The sequence below is a fragment of the Chryseobacterium sp. genome (genome assembly GCF_045629545.1).
In the GTDB taxonomy this organism is placed as follows: Bacteria; Bacteroidota; Bacteroidia; order Flavobacteriales; family Weeksellaceae; genus Chryseobacterium.
Genome location: NZ_JAZQRK010000042.1, coordinates 87,823 through 105,254 on the forward strand (window position 1 = coordinate 87,823; position 17,432 = coordinate 105,254).

18 protein-coding genes and 1 tRNA gene are annotated in these 17,432 nt (G+C 29.8%); 11 read left to right on the forward strand and 8 right to left on the reverse strand.

Features of this window, described 5'->3' with window-relative positions:
- The first annotated feature begins 320 nt into the window (after positions 1–320).
- The 10 genes from ACKI42_RS09920 to ACKI42_RS09965 all read left to right on the forward strand — a co-directional run bounded on the left by ACKI42_RS09920 (position 321) and on the right by ACKI42_RS09965 (position 7,384).
- Positions 321–1,166: a GLPGLI family protein gene (locus ACKI42_RS09920; protein ID WP_407404943.1), complete on the forward strand. Its 846-nt coding sequence runs from the start codon at positions 321–323 to the stop codon at positions 1,164–1,166.
- A gap of 272 nt (positions 1,167–1,438) precedes the next feature.
- On the forward strand, positions 1,439–2,203 hold the full coding sequence (locus ACKI42_RS09925) for a CPBP family intramembrane glutamic endopeptidase (RefSeq protein ID WP_407404945.1): 765 nt from the start codon (positions 1,439–1,441) through the stop codon (positions 2,201–2,203).
- A 10-nt stretch (positions 2,204–2,213) separates the two neighbouring features.
- A complete protein-coding gene (locus tag ACKI42_RS09930) occupies positions 2,214–3,326 on the forward strand; it encodes a TlpA family protein disulfide reductase (protein WP_407404947.1) in 1,113 nt (370 codons plus the stop codon).
- A 19-nt stretch (positions 3,327–3,345) separates the two neighbouring features.
- Positions 3,346–3,804 (forward strand): hypothetical protein, encoded by a 459-nt coding sequence (locus ACKI42_RS09935; protein WP_407404949.1) that lies wholly within the window; start codon positions 3,346–3,348, stop codon positions 3,802–3,804.
- 134 nt (positions 3,805–3,938) lie between these two features.
- Entirely contained in the window at positions 3,939–4,319 is a 381-nt protein-coding gene (locus ACKI42_RS09940) for a YfiT family bacillithiol transferase (protein ID WP_407405136.1), read from the forward strand.
- Positions 4,320–4,538: 219 nt separating this feature from the next.
- On the forward strand, positions 4,539–4,886 hold the full coding sequence (locus ACKI42_RS09945) for a hypothetical protein (protein ID WP_407404951.1): 348 nt from the start codon (positions 4,539–4,541) through the stop codon (positions 4,884–4,886).
- A gap of 166 nt (positions 4,887–5,052) precedes the next feature.
- The gene (locus tag ACKI42_RS09950; RefSeq protein ID WP_407404953.1) at positions 5,053–5,715 is read left to right on the forward strand and encodes a hypothetical protein; all 663 of its coding nucleotides are present in this window, start codon (positions 5,053–5,055) and stop codon (positions 5,713–5,715) included.
- On the forward strand, positions 5,709–5,945 hold the full coding sequence (locus ACKI42_RS09955; protein WP_407404955.1) for a hypothetical protein: 237 nt from the start codon (positions 5,709–5,711) through the stop codon (positions 5,943–5,945). Before ACKI42_RS09950 ends, ACKI42_RS09955 begins: the two co-directional genes overlap by 7 nt.
- Before the next feature lie 245 nt (positions 5,946–6,190).
- On the forward strand, positions 6,191–6,730 hold the full coding sequence (locus ACKI42_RS09960; RefSeq protein ID WP_407404957.1) for a hypothetical protein: 540 nt from the start codon (positions 6,191–6,193) through the stop codon (positions 6,728–6,730).
- 51 nt (positions 6,731–6,781) lie between these two features.
- Positions 6,782–7,384 carry an SMI1/KNR4 family protein gene (locus ACKI42_RS09965; RefSeq protein WP_407404959.1) on the forward strand — a complete coding sequence of 201 codons (603 nt, stop codon included), beginning with the start codon at positions 6,782–6,784 and terminating at the stop codon, positions 7,382–7,384.
- Between the two features lie 113 nt (positions 7,385–7,497).
- On the opposite strand, the gene ACKI42_RS09970 is transcribed toward ACKI42_RS09965, so the two are convergent.
- The 7 genes from ACKI42_RS09970 to ACKI42_RS10000 form a co-directional block, all read right to left on the reverse strand.
- Complete coding sequence (locus ACKI42_RS09970) at positions 7,498–10,935, reverse strand: DUF3427 domain-containing protein (protein WP_407404961.1); 3,438 nt, start codon at positions 10,933–10,935, stop codon at positions 7,498–7,500.
- The gene (locus ACKI42_RS09975; protein WP_407404963.1) at positions 10,928–11,323 is read right to left on the reverse strand and encodes a (deoxy)nucleoside triphosphate pyrophosphohydrolase; all 396 of its coding nucleotides are present in this window, start codon (positions 11,321–11,323) and stop codon (positions 10,928–10,930) included. The genes ACKI42_RS09970 and ACKI42_RS09975 overlap by 8 nt, the downstream gene beginning before the upstream one ends.
- Positions 11,324–11,553: 230 nt before the next feature.
- The gene (locus ACKI42_RS09980) at positions 11,554–11,745 is read right to left on the reverse strand and encodes a cold-shock protein (protein ID WP_407404965.1); all 192 of its coding nucleotides are present in this window, start codon (positions 11,743–11,745) and stop codon (positions 11,554–11,556) included.
- A 449-nt stretch (positions 11,746–12,194) separates the two neighbouring features.
- Positions 12,195–12,271: transfer RNA gene (locus ACKI42_RS09985), tRNA-Asp, on the reverse strand.
- Positions 12,272–12,519: 248 nt separating this feature from the next.
- The gene (locus ACKI42_RS09990) at positions 12,520–13,437 is read right to left on the reverse strand and encodes an acyltransferase family protein (protein WP_407404967.1); all 918 of its coding nucleotides are present in this window, start codon (positions 13,435–13,437) and stop codon (positions 12,520–12,522) included.
- A gap of 69 nt (positions 13,438–13,506) precedes the next feature.
- Complete coding sequence (locus ACKI42_RS09995; RefSeq protein WP_407404969.1) at positions 13,507–14,397, reverse strand: DUF808 domain-containing protein; 891 nt, start codon at positions 14,395–14,397, stop codon at positions 13,507–13,509.
- 323 nt (positions 14,398–14,720) lie between these two features.
- Positions 14,721–15,617, reverse strand: a complete 897-nt coding sequence (locus ACKI42_RS10000) for a DUF808 domain-containing protein (RefSeq protein ID WP_407404971.1) — start codon at positions 15,615–15,617, stop codon at positions 14,721–14,723.
- Between the two features lie 137 nt (positions 15,618–15,754).
- Here ACKI42_RS10000 and ACKI42_RS10005 point away from each other — a divergent pair, with 137 nt between their 5' ends.
- Complete coding sequence (locus tag ACKI42_RS10005) at positions 15,755–16,615, forward strand: prolyl oligopeptidase family serine peptidase (protein ID WP_407404973.1); 861 nt, start codon at positions 15,755–15,757, stop codon at positions 16,613–16,615.
- A 44-nt stretch (positions 16,616–16,659) separates the two neighbouring features.
- On the opposite strand, the gene ACKI42_RS10010 is transcribed toward ACKI42_RS10005, so the two are convergent.
- Positions 16,660–17,367, reverse strand: coding sequence for a DedA family protein (locus ACKI42_RS10010; RefSeq protein ID WP_407404975.1), 708 nt, complete (start codon positions 17,365–17,367; stop codon positions 16,660–16,662).
- Between the last annotated feature and the right edge of the window lie 65 nt (positions 17,368–17,432).

The following is a 17,432-nucleotide window of genomic DNA, read 5'->3' on the forward strand; positions in this document are numbered from 1 at the left end:
TTTTTATTTAGGTTAAATTTTATAATTAAAAGGATAAGCCTAAAAATTCATGCGCATGAGTTGTACAATTCACCCGCATGAATCTCGAAAGTCATGCGCATGAAATATTAGATTCACCCGCATGAGTTTTTGAAACCCTAAAAAGAGGAACTGCATTTTGCGGTTTCTCTTTTTTGGTTTTGATCGTGCGGGAAAGTTTTTTTTGGTTTGAAAAAGTGTATTTTAGCGACTTGTTTGTATTTGGGTATTGCTAAATTCTATTGAGGTCGAGTTTGTGTGAGGCTTGAATATATTTTTACCTACAATTTTATAAAACTGGTATGAAGAAAAAACTTTTAATAATAGTTTCAATATTAATTTTTTATAATTTTAAAGCACAATCCCATCGATTTATTTATGAATATAAATTCGTTCCAGATTCCACAAAAATTGATAGTGCATTAACTGAACATACGAGATTAGAAATATTCAAGAATCATTCTGAATTTATGAGTGAATTATCTACAAAGAGAGATTCAGCTCTGTTAAAATCATCTTTAAAAAATTCAGGCGAGGTAGGAACTAATTTACCTAGTGGAAAATTTAAAAATAAAGTTTGGAAAAGTAAAGAGAAAACCTATTCGACTGAATATATTGGAATCGAACCATTCAAAGTTCTAAATAATAAAATTTTGGATTGGAAGCTAACAAATGAAAAAAAAATCATTCAAAATTATAATTGTCAAAAAGCAATTGTGAATTATGGAAATAGATCTTGGGAAGCTTGGTTTACTACAGACATTTCACTTCAAGAAGGACCCTATATCTTCCGAAACTTACCAGGACTAATAGTACAAATCTTCGATAGCAGAAAACAACACTCATTTTTATTAATTGCACATAGTAAATCCAACAATGCAACATCAGTTTCACTCGAAAATAAAATGTTCAAAGCTTACGAAGTTACTAGAGAACAATTTCAAAAAAAATGGAACGATTATAAGAAAAATCCAATTGGAGGAAGTGAGCAATTTCAACTAATGAATCCTCAAATTTCAAATTACAAAATGTTTGATGAAAATGGAAAAGAAAGAAATTTGAATGATGTTCGCAAAGAAGAAAGAGAACAAGCTCTCAGAAAATTAAAAGCTGTGAATAATTTTATTGATTTGGAACTATATAAATAATAACTTCCTACAATAATTAAGCTTTTATATTAACTTCTAACCAAGAAACTGAAGTTAAATAAACCGAAAAATCCTTTATCGAATTGAAATATACAAAGCAGTCTTTTTACAAGGGCTGCTTTTTTGTTGTGATCTTGAAATAATGAATATTTATAATGTGAAAAACTGTATTTTAGTGGGAAGATTGTCTTTGTGTAATTGCTTGAATCTATATTTTTTAGAATTTTGTAATTCGGGAATGTGAGCAATCTTTAAATGATAAAAACACAACAATGATAAAAAATTTCATAACTATTTTAATTGGTTTTTTATTCTTCACAATAGGTATAATTAACAAAGAATTTATAATAGGCATTTTCGAAAATATTACTCATAATAATTTGATTAGTATTATTCTATTTTATCTAATTATAGGAATTCCAATCTTCATCGCAACCTTTCTTATCACTAAAAAATTAAACTTTATTGATGAATACGGTTTTAATAAAAATATCTTACTTGGTCTTGTATTCGCAGGACTAGCCACAATTCCAATGTTTATTGGTGGCATGATATTTTTCAAATTAAATACTTCACTATCTTTTGAATATGTAATTAAAATGGCTTTAATAGCTGGTTTTTTCGAAGAATTATATTTTAGAGGCTTTCTATTTGCTCAGTTATTCAAAAAAACAAAACTCGGCTTTATATTATCTATTTTCATAGGAGCCTTAATTTTTTCATTATTTCACTTGTTTGGAGCACAAAGTTTTATAGAAATTTTAGGAATCTTTATTTCAACTTTTATTGGAGCTATTTTATTTGCATGGTTATATGTTGAATGGAATTACAATATTTGGATACCTATATTTCTTCATACTTTCATGAATTTGGCTTGGGTGACTTTTTCATTAAGTGAAAACTCGTCAGGGAATCTTTATTCAAATATATTTAGAATTCTGACAATATTATGTGCAATCGTTTTTACAATACTTTGGAAAAGACACAAGGGTGAAATATTTTTAATAAACAGAACAACTATTTGGTTGAAAAAATAATTTAGAAAAAATGAAAAATAGTTTTGGAATTTTTATATTACTAATGGGCAATCTACTCTTTGCTCAAAACAATTTTAAAATTGAATTGGAAGCTGCTGCTTTTGAAAAAGATTCTTTGTTCATAGAAGCCGCAACAAATTCTGGAAATACCAAACGGATCTTTAATTTCTCGGTAGATACAAACTCCAATATTTCATTTCTTAAAGGTTTCAATAGTATTATCGCAAGAATAAATGCGCAAAAAACCAGTATTGAAGGAAAGATAGATTATCCGCAGATAATGAATTTGGTTTACTTTGATCCAAAAACTAAAAACAGTTACCAAACAAAACCTTTTTTTTTAGAGAAAGGAAATTTTGTTATTTCTGTGAATAGAATTAATAATTTCGACTATCAATTTGAATTTAATACTCCTGCCAATATCGAGTATCAAAAGCTCAGATTAGATTTGTTGAATTTTGATAAAAAGCTAATTCCCTATTCTGAAAATGATCGTAATGATATTTTAGCCAAACAAAATTTCCTTGAAAAGTATATTATAAAAAATCCAAATTCCTTTGTGGCATTTTGGGAAATCGTAAGTGATTTTAGCAAATATCGCTTCGACAAATCGTATGTTAAAAATCTATCTCTTTTTTCTAACACTGTGAAAAAATCTTATAGTTATATTGAGTTTAAAAAGATGATAGACCTAGAAAATTCGACAAATATTGGTGGTAATTTCCCGAAGCTATCTTTTGAAAACAATGAAAAGATAACAAAATCTGATTTCTCAAACTACGATATTACACTGATTGATTATTGGTCTACAACCTGCAAACCCTGCATCCAAGATTTACCCAAATTGGTTGCACTCTTTGAAAAATATAAGGATAAAAAAGTAAACATTATTAGTATTGCCAGTGATAGCAAGAAAGATAGAATGGAATTGGCAAAGAGGATATTGAAAAACAATAATGTAGAATGGAAAAATTATTTTGATGTTAAAAATGAATTTCCAAAAAAGCTAAATGCAAGTGGTTATCCGTTACAAATACTTGTAGATAAAAACGGAAAAATAATAGATAGAAAAGTTAGTGATTTATACAAAATAGAACTTACAATTGAAAGTATAATTCGGTAAATTTTAATTAACACAAATAATGAAATCAACACTATTTCTTTTTGCAATTTTCATCTTGTTTTCTTGCAACGAAAAGAAAGAATATTCTCCATCCAAAATATTGAGTAATTGTGAATGCGATAATACTTTAAAAACAGATTCTGTATTGTATTCAACTCAAATCCATAAAGATCGTCGTCAAAATAGCATTAATTTTAATTGTGCAACTGTAGAAAAAGCAATTGCTTCGATGATTGACCTCAATGGAAATAATGAATATTGCAAAAACATTTATGATATAAAATGCAAATCCAGTAAAAATGAAAACCTAATATTGTCTAATGAATTTACGTATTATCCAGATGAAATAATGAATAGAGAAATGAATAATGCTGACAGTCAAAAATTATTCTTTCGTGAATTGCGCGCAGATAATCAGTTTTACAAATTTGAAATGAATAGTAAAAGAGAGATTATTCGAATTACAAAAATAAAATAAAACTTAGAGTGAATTGATTCAACTTAACAATAAAGCTCATGGAAAAAGACATTGAAAAACTAAAATATCCAATAGGAAAATTTCAAAATCCCTATTGTATTGATGACAAGCTCCTTGAAAAATAGATAAAAATTATAGAAGAATTTCCACAAAAGTTAAAGTTAGAAACTGAAAATCTTACGGATGAAGATTTTAATAAAAAATACAGGCCAGGCGGTTGGACAATTAGACAAATTGTGAATCATTGTGCTGATAGTCATATGAATAGTCTAATTCGTTTTAAACTCGCCATGACGGAAGATTTGCCAACGATAAAACCGTATTCTGAGGATTTGTGGGCAGAATTAGCAGACTCTAAAAACTTCCCTATAGAAAGCTCTATTAAAATATTAGAAGGTTTACATGAAAGATGGGTCGTTTTCCTAAAATCTATGAGCGAGAACGATTTTGAAAAAGCCTTTATTCATCCAGAAACCCAAGAAAAAGTTTCACTAAAAAACAATATTGGTTTTTAAGCTTGGCATTGCGAGCATCATTTGGCTCATATTAGAATTGCGAAAAATAGTTGAAATTAACACTCTAATTTTTAAATTAAAGCAAGATTATATCTTACTTAAATTTTGTAATGAAATTAAGTATTCTTTTTTGACTAATTTCGGCGTTTGAAAAATAAATTCTCTAGATTTGAAAGCCTTTTCCAGAGCAATAATTTTTAGTAACCGAAAACGTATTTAATGAAAATCAAACTATTATCTTTTATTTTTACTGCATTTATTTTAAGCTCCTGTGTATCTACAAAAGTGAGTTCTAAAAATAACTTCGACTTCTCTGTTCTAAAAGCAAATTCCAACTATATTATTGAAACAAAAGAAGGAAATAAAATTAGAGAATTTGAGTTTTTGCGTAGCAATGAAACGATGCTTATTGGTAAGCAAGAAGGCAAAGACCTGCAAATAGAAAAAAATAATGTAAACAGAATTTTAAAACACAGTGCAGGCAAAACAATTCCTTTGGTAGTTGGCATTATTGGAGCTGCCATTTTAGTGCCTGCCTATGTGAAAAATGAACCTGTAGGAAAATAGTATATTTACAATAATAATTTAAAACTATACAAAGCCTTTTTAGAAGAAATTCTGGAGAGGTTTATTTTTTGATTAAGATGAACTGTGCAAATAAATCGAGATTAAATAGAAAAATTTTCATTGAAATGCGAAATATTGATTAATTTAACGAGATATATAACACAAGATGAAAAAATTTTCAATTGCCATTGCTATCCTTGGGATCGCCGTCTTTTTGTTTCTCAAGTTCGTTATTGGATTTAAGCATGTAGGATTTCACCTTAGAGATTTGAAAGATTACCTTTTTGCTAGCGAGAGTACCTCTGGTGATCCTATTCAAGCTACTATTGCAGTAGTAGATACGGTAAGAGTAGAAAATCAACTTGTAGAATCTCCTTATGATACTCTGATGTGGGTAAATGCCATAAAAAACAAAGAATATATTCCTGAAGATGTTTTAGAAGGACTGAATCGTTACAAAAAAAAAGATTTTTCTAAACTTGTTCTTGCAAAAGATTTCCCAACCGATAAAGAGGCAGAAGCTGCCATCGTTGCTTATTACCAAAATGAGGTAGTAAAGTTATTGCAAAGGGAAAGAGCACATATACAAATTGGTACTTGCTATACCGCAAAACTACAACCAACAAGCTATGGCGATAAAGAAATTGCACGCGTTACAGCCATGATTTCAGCATTTAATGATAAAAGAGGAAATATTGGAAATATACAGCATCCATTAGATGTGATCTACGATTTTGTAAAATATGAATCTGATCCTACTACTTGGCGTTTAGCCGATTTTAGTCAGAATATCCCTTACGATTATCAATTAAATAAAGATCCATGGTAAAATTAATTCAGATCATATTGCTACTCTTTGTGATCACCTCCTGCGCACAAATAAAGAATAAAAACATACTACTTGGCAAATGGCAATTAATTACTACTAACGAAAGTGATGGCGGTAAACCGCACACCAATGAAGTGAAAAATGGAGAAATTCTTAATTTTCAAGATCGAAATCTTCTAGCAATGAGAAAGGAGAAAAAGGAACTTACCAATTGGAAAACGACCATTTGAAATTGTCCTTAGCGGTAATACGAGGCAATATCTGCTACGGTATGTTGATAAAAAAATACTGTTCTCCATCTTACGCCCGTTACAGAACACTATCAACTAATTTGCGATGAAGGTTGTTCTTTCACCTATGTTAAAAAAAAGGAAGTGTTATTTTGCTAAATTAAAGCGTTAAAATTGACACGGAAACTTTTGTATCCACTATCATTTTGATTTATATGAAAACAATATTGCTTGTTATCACATGTATGATATTCATTCTATCTTGCAAAGAAAACAGTAAGATTGAAAATGAAATTGAGAAAACCTCAGTAGACGTCCCTAAAGTTAATAACTCTATTATCAAAAAGATTCCGACAGACTTGCCTAATCAGAAAAAACTAGATAAATTCGGGATTGTAGGAAAAAGGTTCAATACTGTTGAAGTTATTGGTCAAAACCCTACGGTAAATACAGAAATTACTTTAATAGAGAATAGACGTGTGGGATATGGTAATCATATCAAATTTCACGAGAATAATACTTTTAAAAATTCTTATTCTGCTCCCTGCGGAAACGATTGTTTTCCAATGGCGTCTGGTGAGTTTTATTTTAGTGACAAAGACCATATTTATTTGAATATTATCAGATTTAAGCAACATGGAATTTGTCGAGAAATAAATAAAGGTTTCAAAAGTAATTTTGTGAAATATACCATCACGAAAAATAAGAACGAAATACAATTGAAGTTAAGCAACCCCAGAGACAAAAATGATACCTTGCAATTTCAATTTTTCAAAACCGAATAGTAAGATTTCTGCATCAAGTGATATTATTCTCTCTTTTCAATTAACTTTCAGATGACAATAAAAAAATACCTAAGTTTAGATAATTCTCTTGAAAGCTTCCAACTGATCAAATTGGAAAGCGAAATTTTCTGGAAATCCATTGAGCTTGAAAATTGTTGGGGTTTGCAAATACAAGCAGGAAGTAAATGGAATAAAGGCTTATCCGAAGAGCAATTGAAAGATTTCCAGAACCAAATGAATCTAGAATTTCCAGAATCTCTAAAGAATTTTTACCGCACCATGAATGGACTCAACAAACCTGCCGTTAATAATAATGGTGGAGAAGGTACACTAGAATATGGGAGTCTTTTTTATTCCTATCCCGAAGATATCAAGATCATAAAATCTCAAATTGAATGGGTATTAGAAGCCAACAAAATATCTCAAGGTGACCTCAAAACCTATAACATCCCTCCTATTTTCCCTTATTTCGGACATCGATTTTTACTATTTGACCATCCAGAAAACGTATTGTCTATGTACGGTGATGATATTATTTTTTGGGCTGATATTTTGTCTAAAGGAATTGCAAAAGATATATTCTCTTTGTATTCGATTAAGGAAAATAAAAACAGCAAAATAAAATCATTTTGGAATGATCGATTAGATAAGTAAGTTAGAAGAAAAAGGTATTTAGATGTTGTATTTGATTTTGAGAGCTACTCTATAGTAGCACAATTAGTATTTTTCCAAAACAACTATATGAATTGGAAAATATACTAACAATATTAGTTTGGTAAAATTGATATAAACTCTCCTATTATTTTCATATTCTCTGCATTTTCTTCACTGATAATTATTGGTGAAAAAGACTCATCAAAAGAGTTTGGTAAAAGTTTGATTTCTGTATGTGACCAATTATCATCTGTGACTATTTTTTCACTTGAATATGTTTTCACCGTAAAAGCTGAATTAAAATCGATATCTTGTTTATCTAAATTTTCAACCAATACAATTTTACCATTTCTACTTCCTCCATTATATAATTTGAAAATACAAATTGAACCATTTGGAATTATTCTATTCATGGATTCGCCTACAACTTTACAAGCAAAATAATCGGTTGTATTTTTCAAATAGCTTGGAGCATCAATTAATGTGTATTCATTATCAGATTGTAATTCACTAAAAGTACCAGCTGCAGCATAAAAATTATAGAATGGAATTTGAAGTATTTTTTGTTTTGTATCTAATAAATCTTGTACTATTTCTTTTTTATCGAGTGCTGCATCTGATGAATCCTTGTAAGAACTATTATTATTTAGATAATTATAAATAGATTCGTTCACAGAGGGATAAATATTAAATCGAATCTTCACTACAGGAACACTCCCCCCTTTTCCGTTATCCATTGTCGTTTGCTCAACAAAATTTAAATTTGGCTGCATCTCACCCATATAATAAAATTCAGTTCCTTCATCATTATTCTTTTTTATAAACAATGGAAGTCTAATTTCTCCTTTTTTACCAAGAATAGATTGTACGTCGTTACTTTCTATTTTACGTTTAGATTTTGACATCCAATCAAATTCATTTCTATTAACAAATTCATCTTCGTATTTCGTTGTCTCTGATATGTGATTTTCCTTATGGTAATTTACAAAAATAGGACAGTTTGAATTATCTGGACTAACAAGATAACCACCAACGTTTTGTGCAACTGGATTCTCTAATGTATTTAAAATTCTGAACACATCTTTTCTTGAATATTTCTTATATAATATAAAACCATCGTTCCAATTCTCTAAGCGAAAAGATTTATCAAATTCATGAATTGAGTATTCAGTAGAATCCAAAAGAAAATAGAAAAATAATTTATTTTCTAAGAGTCTCTTGAACTTATTAGAAAAGGTAAACATACCATTTTCTAAGCTAATGATATCTAAATTGTAAATCTCATTAACAGAGATTAATTGCTTGTTCTTATTTTCTCTAATAAATTCAAAATTTAAATTAATAATACAAGATTGAATTGTTTCGTTCGTTATCTCATAATTATATTTCTCATTAATATAGTTTTTAAGTTCAAGGACAGATAATTTATTTTTCTGTATCAATAACTTTAAAATAACACTTTCCTCAACTCGCTTCCCGTTATTAATATCTTTTGCAAAAAGCTCTAATAACTTAATTTGAGAAGTTTCTAATTCAGCTATTGAATCTTTATCAACCTTTTTAACAAAATTGAAATATGATTTAGCATAGTCCACAAATATAAAAGGGTCTCTACTATCATTTTTTATGAAGTCCATCATCATAGGTACTCTCCCTAATCTGAATTTCAGAAGGTTATAATCTTTCTTCAAATCAGCAAGTAATTGCATATTTGCAGAATCAATAGATTGAAAGATTCTTTCTTTTGTAATCTGATCAAAATTGATTGTTGATGAACCAGGAATTAATCTGCTCCCATCGTTCAATAATTTACGAATTGTATCTTTGTTATAAGAGCGATCTCCGTATAAAGCAATAGGAATTAGATAATTATTATCATAGTTACCTATAAAATCAATTACTGTTAAATACCCTTTTCCGTTCGCTTTCCTCAATCCTCTCCCTAATTGTTGAATGAAAATTATGGCAGATTCTGTCGGACGAAGCATAATAATCTGATTGATTTTAGGAATATCAATACCTTCATTGAAAATATCTACTGTCAAGATAAAATCCAATTTCTGGTTCAAATTATCAGATTCTAATAATGTGATAGCAGCAGCTCTTTGTTCTTCAGAATTTTCACCTGTTAATGCTTCTGTTTTTAGGCCCCTATTATTTAAAAGTTTTGATAATTCTTTCGCTTCTTCTTTTCTAGAGCAAAAAATCAAACCTCTTATTATACCATTATCACTTCCATAAAATTTTGATTGTTCAATTACCCTATTTACTCTTTCTTCTGAAATCAATAAATTAAAGTCAGATTTATTTTCGATGCTTTTATCATCAATCATCAAATCTGTAACTCCGTAATAATGGAATGAGCTTAACATGTCTTCTTCCATTGCTCGATTCAGGCGAATTTCATACCCTATATTATAGTCAAACTGCTCAAAAATATTATTACCATCGGTACGTTCTGGTGTAGCCGTCATTCCTAAAAGAAATTTAGGCTTAAAATAATTTAATATTCTTGTGTATGAATCTGCTGCAGAACGATGTGTTTCATCAATTATAATATAATCAAAATGTTCTTTAGAAAATAGCTCGTAGTATTCTCGTTTAGAAATAGTTTGTACTGTCGAAAAAATATAATCACAATGCATCTCTTTTATATTCCCAGAGTACAAGCCCATAGTACGCGTATTTCCAAAAACCTTTTTAAAGGTTTTCATTGCATCTTTAGCTATGGTTTGTCTGTGAACCACGAATAAAAGTTTTTGAGGATTGAAGCTTTTAGCATCAAAAGCAGACAAAAATGTTTTCCCTGTACCTGTTGCAGAAATAATTAATGCTTTATTCTTCTTTTGTGAACGTAAATTTGATAAATTGAAAAGAGCATCCTGCTGCATTAAGTTTGGAGTCACCGTTTCAATAACATTTACGGTTTGGTCATTAAATTTTTTACTTAATAAAAATTGCTCTTTATACAATTTTCCATATTCAGCAATAAACTCAGAAGTTACAAGGACTGCTTTATCAAAATCTGAATGAAACTCATTTAAAATAGTATTTACCAATCCACTTTTACCAAGCGCTGATAATTTAATATTCCATTCTTTGTTCGTTGATAATGCGTTTGCAGTAAGATTACTACTCCCAACGATTAAATTATAGTGTGTATTATTTTTAAAGATGTATCCTTTTGCATGCGCATTTCCTGAAATTATAATTCTTAGTTCGATATTTTCAAACTGCATTAATTTTTTAAGTGCTTCAGGCTGTGTAAAATTAAGATACTGTGAAACGAGAATATAACCTCTAACTCCTCGTTCCTCTAAGTCTTTAAGTTGATTAAGAATTGTTGCTACTCCACTTGTAGTAACAAATGCTACAGAGATATAGAATTCTGTACAATTATTTAGTTCACGAAGGATTGTTGATAAAATTTTTATAGGTGGTGCCTTTTGGTTGACTAACAATTCAGGTTGAAAAGCTACATCTGATAAAATTTCTTTATCTATAAAACCTGTATAAAGACTTTCTTTAAATCCTGATTTTAAATTATGCATCTGCAATTAATTTATTTACAATAGGCACATCAGCCGCAGCCCAATCTAAATCTTCAATTTCGTTTACTTTTAACCATTTAGAATCGATATGTTCATTGAGTGTAATATTAGTACTTTCGACATTACAAATAAAACTATGCATCGTCAATTCAAAATCTGGGTACTGATGTACGACAGTTAAAAATAAAGATTGGATATCTGCTACGATATTAAGTTCTTCTGATAATTCTCTCGCTAAGGCTTCTTTCTTCGTTTCACCTGATTCAATCTTTCCACCAGGAAACTCAAATTTTTCTGAGATATAAGGTAATTTATTTTTGGATCTTTGAACACAAAATATTTTATCTTCAAATTTTAATATCGCGGCTACAACTTCTACTTTTTTCATATTGTTTTACTATTTCTTACATTACTAGATTTTACACCGATAAGATAGAAATATTCTGTAATAGTATTTATTCTTTTACAATAATAAGAAAACTATTATTGGTAATTACAAATATTTCTACATTTTGATATATTTATACATCATTTTCCATGGTTTCAAAGCACAAAAAAGTGCAGATAATAAATTACCTGCACCATTTATGTGTACTGAAGAATTAGATTCTTCGAGTATTAAGCTATTCTAACGTTTACCGCGTTAACGCCTTTGTTACCGTTTTGTAATTCGTAAGTTACTACATCATTTTCACGGATAGTGTCTACTAAACCTGAAGTATGTACGAAAACGTCTTGTCCACCTGTAGATGGAGTGATAAAACCAAATCCTTTTGTATCGTTGAAGAATTTTACTGTTCCTTGTTGCATTGTATATGTATTAAAAAAATTATTGTATTCTACTTTTCGGATATTTATCCGCTTTTGTTCTGACTACATCAAAACGATAATAAACTTTTGAAAGAAATAGGGATGTTTAGAATCTAAGAAAGTAACTTCTTAAATAGGTAGTGCACCTGGAATATTAATGACAAAATTTTTTGCTAATGAGTGATAACTTCTGAACTACTACTTATTTAAATTTCAGATTTTACAATTTCACTGCGTTATTATTCTACAAATATAAAAGATTAATTTGGAATACACAAATTTATTTTAAAAATGTTTTGCAATTATTGAAATATTAATAATAATTCTTTCCAAAAAGCTCTTGCTTCTTCCCTCTCCTACCTTTTATAATACGGCGGCTTCACCGTTACTTTACAATAAAAAATCTCCAAGCTTGCACTTGAAGATTTATAATTACTTTATTAAAAATTTGGCGATCCGGACGGGACTCGAACCCGCGACCTCCGCCGTGACAGGGCGGCATTCTAACCAGCTGAACTACCGGATCATTATTAGCAAATGTTTGACGTTTTTTTAACAACTAACTCTGTCATTTTTACTGGTGCAAATGTAGAACAATAATCTATATCTTCCAAATACTTTTCTCTTATTTATGCGATAAAACATGCAACTCGCACACTATCAAAGAAATTAATTTTACTTTTTTATTTATTATATTTAATTGCAATATCATCTTAGTTTAAAAATAGATCATAAATAGATCTATTGATACCCTATTCTACTCTATTTTTACATTTAGAGTAAATATTTCAATTTTTTATTTAGAAAAACAAGAAGAATGCCTGCCGGAATCAACATAGAGAAAAACAATAAATAGTGTAATGTATCTTTTTCTCCAAACACCCATTCCATCAACATAGGATGTATAAAATAAATTGCTGTAGAAAAAGTTGCCAAAGTTTTGAAACCAGTAGTCGATTTACTGTTTTGGCAATACAAAAACAGCAAAGGACAAGATATCAATAAGGATATCAAAAGATCGGTACTTTCCTTTTTGTTGAGGTGCAATAGGTGAATATTTCCGTAGGCTTCTGCAATAGGAAGTAAACAAGCGAAAATTACCAAGAACAAATTCGGTTTTACTTTTTCATCTAATTGATGCTTCTTTATAAGGAAACCCATAGTCATAAAGGGAAAACAAACCATTAAGAAATTTCGGTAAGCTGGAAACTGATTGATGAAAGCATCTACTTTGCCATCAAAATAATGACTGTTTGCTAGATATTGTATGCAATATCCAATTCCGAATATCAAAAGTGAAATAATACCCAAATGTGCTGACGACCATTTTTTTAAAATAAATAAAATAATTCCAGCAAAAAAGGTTCCTATGAGATACCATAAATGATGATAGCCAAAAACAATATTTTGCAACGCAGAATCTTTTTCATGCCAAAAAGGAATATACAAAATCGTCCAAATGCCATATAAAATAAATAATCTAAACAACCATTTTTTCAATTTTAAGGCCTCGTTGATATAATAGAAATAATACCCTGTAATAAGCAAAAATATAGGCACCCCAAGTCGAAACAACCCATTCACTAGAACATAGCTTAATTCTGGATAATGTTCTTTGAGCAGATGCATATGAAGGCAAACTACAAAAAATGCCATTACAATCTTCAGTACATCTATAGGTAAATTTCTCATAAATCGAAAAACAAAGAAAGCATTACAAACAATTCTTCCTATTATCACTTTTTTTTAAGAGGTTGTCTATTAATGTTCTACTGATTTCTTTTGGATCAAATTGTAGATTTTGTGTACAATCGTGAAAAGTACAACAGCAATAGTACCTGCTACAATACCCAGTAATGCATCTTTTTCCATTACCGGCCAAGTAGGAAGTAGATGGTGTAACGCATCAATATTATGACTAAAAATTCCACCAGAAACCAGCAATAAAGCAATAGTTCCTACAACGCTCAAAATCTTAATTACATAGGGTAAAAAATTCACCAAACCTTTTCCAACAGATGAGAAAATCCCTTTGTTGTTGGATTTATCAATCAATTTAAAACCTGCATCATCCATTCTTACGATCATTGCCACAATCCCATAAACACCAAAGGTTGCCAATAAAGCTACAATAGAAACTGTAATTATTTGTACAGGCATCGATTTTGTAAGGACAGTTCCCAACGCCATAATGACAATTTCTATAGAAAGAATAAAATCTGTTTTGATAGCAGAGCTAATTTTGTTTTTTTCGGCTAGCTTATCATCATCATCTTCCAACGCATGTACCAGAGGAGAATCTGTGGTCCTTTTACTTTTATTCTCAATAAATTCTATAATCTTTTCTATTCCTTCAAATGCCAGATAAATGCCACCTAAAATTAAAACATATTTAATAACGATAGGGAAAAAGACATTGAGTGCGAGCGCCACAGGGACAATCATCAATTTGTTTAGCAAAGAACCTTTTGTAATTGCCCAAAGTACAGGTAGTTCTCTAGAGGCATTGAAGCCAGTAGCTTTTTCTGCATTGACTGCTAAATCATCACCCAAAATACCTGCAGTTTTACTTGCTGCTACCTTACTGGTAACGGCTACATCGTCCATTAGGGTTGCAATATCATCTAAAAGTGCAAAAAATGCAGAAGCCATAATTCTCTGTTTTATGTCTTGTAAAATTAATATTTAAATTCGATTTAGTAGACATCCTATTTAAAATATCACGGCCGCCATTGTAAATTTTATTTTAAAATAGGAATAAAAATTATTACATAAGATAGAGACTAATTATTTGTGTACAAAGAGGTAGTAATACATCAAAGTGAGAAATATAATAATGCGAGACAGATACCAAATATCCTAAAAAAAATTATGAACTTGGCAAGATAAAAACAGTTAGTAAGTCACTTTCAATTTTTAGCAAAGAAGAAAAGCATTATATTACTAATGCTTTTCCTTATTTTTTATTTTGAAATTTATGAGCTTATTTTTGGCTTGGTAATCACTTTATTATAAACCAATTTACCTGCTGTGAAAATTGCTACTGCTACAAGACCTATAGCAAATCCAAAAATTGTTTCTCTAAGGGTTGGATATAAATTGGGTAAAATATGATGTAAATAATCTATATTATGAGCAAATATACCTCCAGAAACCATAAGTAAAGCTATAGTACCAATAGCTCCCAATGCTTTGATAACGATAGGAAGTGCATCTACTAAAAACTGACCTAGTTTTGATAAGAAACCTTCTCCTTTACTCTTTTTAAGCAGTCTGAAACCTGCATCATCCATTCTTACGATAAGAGCTACAATACCATATACACCTACAGTAGCAATAAATGCTACTAATGTCACAGTAAGAATTTGAGTTAACAAAGGATGTTTTTCTTCTAATACTGTTCCTAGTGCGATGATTACAATTTCTACAGACAATATAAAATCTGTAGTAATGGCAGATCTTATTTTTGTTTTTTCCAACTCTTCTAGATTTTCAGTTTTAGTTTCTACCTTTACTTGATCTGTGTTTTTATCAGATGGGTGAAAAAAATATTCTACTATTTTTTCTACTCCCTCAAATGCAAGATATATTCCACCAACGATGAGTACATATTTTATTATATCGGGGAAAAATGCATTGAGTAGAAATACTACTGGCAAAATAATTAACTTGTTTACAAAGGATCCCTTTGTAATTGCCCATAGTACTGGAATCTCTCTAGAAGCCACAAATCCCGTTGCTTTTTCTGCATTTACAGCAAGGTCATCACCTAGGATACCCGCTGTCTTTTTAGTAGCTAATTTTGCCGTTACTGCTACATCATCCATTAGAGCTGCAATATCATCTAAAATTGCAAAAAAACCAGAAGCCATATTTTTGTATTTTTATTTGCAGTAAAAGTAATATTAAAATTGTAAATATTAAATTAAATTTAATGGTATGTTGAGTATAATCCATTATTTAAAAAAAAAATTAAAAGTGGGAATGCGTATTCTTTGTAAATTTGAATATGAATCAAATTACTTTTGCAAAAACCATTAGCCTTATCGCAATAGGAGCATTTGTCCTAAGTTCGTGCAGTACAAAATTTAGAGTTTGGGTGGGAGACGAGAGTCAGAAAATATATAACCTCAAATACGGAGAACATAAAAAGCAAAAAATGGATGTCTTTTTGCCATCATATGAACAAGATATTCATCCTACAGTAGTATTGGTACACGGCGGCGGTTGGAAATATGGAAAGAAAGAACATATGATCCATATTCAGAAAATGCTTTTCGAAAATAATATACCTTCCATTAACATTAATTATAGGTTAGTCTCCAAAAACATTACCTACAAAAACCAATTGGAGGATATAGACTTAGCTATAGAAGCATTTAATAGTCTATGCGAAAAAGCTGAATTATCGCCCAATAATTATATTATATTAGGCGAAAGTGCAGGTGGACATTTAGCGCTACTCTATGGTTATAAAAATCCAGAGAGAATAAAAAAAATAATTTCCCTTAGTGGTCCCACTGATTTCTATACACAGGATTACCTTGGCTCTTTGCATTCTAGATATTCTGCATCTACAATAGGAAAAATGGTTGGGGTAAAATTTAGAAGAAACGATATCGATAAAGAATTCATAAAAGCAAGTCCTATTTCCAATGTTAGCAATGTACCAACACTTCTATTTCAAGGGGACCAAGATATATTAGTCAACCATAAACAAGGATTATCTTTAGGTAAAGTATTACAAGATAATAATATACCTCATCAATTGATATACATGAAAAAAACAGGACACGTCCCAAGGTTTTTTAATCATAAAAAAAGGGATACTATAATCTATCCAAAAATACTAGAATGGATAAAAAAATAACCCACTTTCTAGAAAGAGGGTTATTGTATAATATTTAAATTTCGTTATTTGTTATCATCACCAAAATCGTGATTTTCATATTTAGAATAATCTTCTTTTTTACCAAAGAAAAACTTTATAATTACAGGTAATGTAGTCACTAGAACAATTACTAAAATAATATATTCTAATTTGGACTTAAGTTCTATACCGAATTCATCTCTAAATAATTTATCAAGATAATGACCCGCAAAAATTAGCAAGAATGACCATAAAACTCCACCAATAATATTGTCTCGTAAAAATGTTTTCTTATCCATCTTTACAATACCCGCAACAATAGGAGTAAAAGTTCTTACTACGGGTAAAAATCTAGCCATGATTACCGCTAAAGACCCATTTTTTTCAAAGAAATCATGAGCCTGAAAAAGATATTTCTTTTTGAACAACATCGTATCTTGTTTTTTATACAAAGCAGGTCCTGTTTTACTTCCAAACCAGTATCCTATTTGGTTTCCTACAATTGCAGCGAGTGCAACAGCTGTAGCCAAAATGGTGGTATCTAATAAATCGCTACCTGTGGATCCGAATGTTGTAGAAATGATATCTACCGCATAGATACCTGATACAAACAATAACGAATCTCCAGGAAGAAAAAATCCTACAAATAAGCCTGTTTCGGCAAATACGATAAATAAAATCAACCAAAATCCACCCATATTTATATAAAATTCTGGGTTTAATAAATCTTTCCAACTTGTAAAGTGTTCCATAATTAATGTTGAACAGCAAAAATAGGTTTAAAATAAATGAAACGAAAATTTATTCTCATATTTTA

What these genes read in the sequence shown, in the direction of transcription:
- ACKI42_RS09990 (WP_407404967.1), bottom strand. Translation starts at nt 13,437, where the DNA reads ATGAGAAATTTACCTATAGATGTACTGAAGATTGTAATGGCATTTTTT.
- ACKI42_RS09935 (WP_407404949.1), top strand. Translation starts at nt 3,346, where the DNA reads ATGAAATCAACACTATTTCTTTTTGCAATTTTCATCTTGTTTTCTTGC.
- ACKI42_RS09920 (WP_407404943.1), top strand. Translation starts at nt 321, where the DNA reads ATGAAGAAAAAACTTTTAATAATAGTTTCAATATTAATTTTTTATAAT.
- ACKI42_RS10010 (WP_407404975.1), bottom strand. Translation starts at nt 17,367, where the DNA reads ATGGAACACTTTACAAGTTGGAAAGATTTATTAAACCCAGAATTTTAT.
- ACKI42_RS09960 (WP_407404957.1), top strand. Translation starts at nt 6,191, where the DNA reads ATGATATTCATTCTATCTTGCAAAGAAAACAGTAAGATTGAAAATGAA.
- ACKI42_RS09945 (WP_407404951.1), top strand. Translation starts at nt 4,539, where the DNA reads ATGAAAATCAAACTATTATCTTTTATTTTTACTGCATTTATTTTAAGC.
- ACKI42_RS09995 (WP_407404969.1), bottom strand. Translation starts at nt 14,397, where the DNA reads ATGGCTTCTGCATTTTTTGCACTTTTAGATGATATTGCAACCCTAATG.
- ACKI42_RS09955 (WP_407404955.1), top strand. Translation starts at nt 5,709, where the DNA reads ATGGTAAAATTAATTCAGATCATATTGCTACTCTTTGTGATCACCTCC.
- ACKI42_RS09975 (WP_407404963.1), bottom strand. Translation starts at nt 11,323, where the DNA reads ATGAAAAAAGTAGAAGTTGTAGCCGCGATATTAAAATTTGAAGATAAA.
- ACKI42_RS09930 (WP_407404947.1), top strand. Translation starts at nt 2,214, where the DNA reads ATGAAAAATAGTTTTGGAATTTTTATATTACTAATGGGCAATCTACTC.
- ACKI42_RS10000 (WP_407404971.1), bottom strand. Translation starts at nt 15,617, where the DNA reads ATGGCTTCTGGTTTTTTTGCAATTTTAGATGATATTGCAGCTCTAATG.
- ACKI42_RS09965 (WP_407404959.1), top strand. Translation starts at nt 6,782, where the DNA reads ATGACAATAAAAAAATACCTAAGTTTAGATAATTCTCTTGAAAGCTTC.
- ACKI42_RS09950 (WP_407404953.1), top strand. Translation starts at nt 5,053, where the DNA reads ATGAAAAAATTTTCAATTGCCATTGCTATCCTTGGGATCGCCGTCTTT.
- ACKI42_RS10005 (WP_407404973.1), top strand. Translation starts at nt 15,755, where the DNA reads ATGAATCAAATTACTTTTGCAAAAACCATTAGCCTTATCGCAATAGGA.
- ACKI42_RS09980 (WP_407404965.1), bottom strand. Translation starts at nt 11,745, where the DNA reads ATGCAACAAGGAACAGTAAAATTCTTCAACGATACAAAAGGATTTGGT.
- ACKI42_RS09970 (WP_407404961.1), bottom strand. Translation starts at nt 10,935, where the DNA reads ATGCATAATTTAAAATCAGGATTTAAAGAAAGTCTTTATACAGGTTTT.
- ACKI42_RS09925 (WP_407404945.1), top strand. Translation starts at nt 1,439, where the DNA reads ATGATAAAAAATTTCATAACTATTTTAATTGGTTTTTTATTCTTCACA.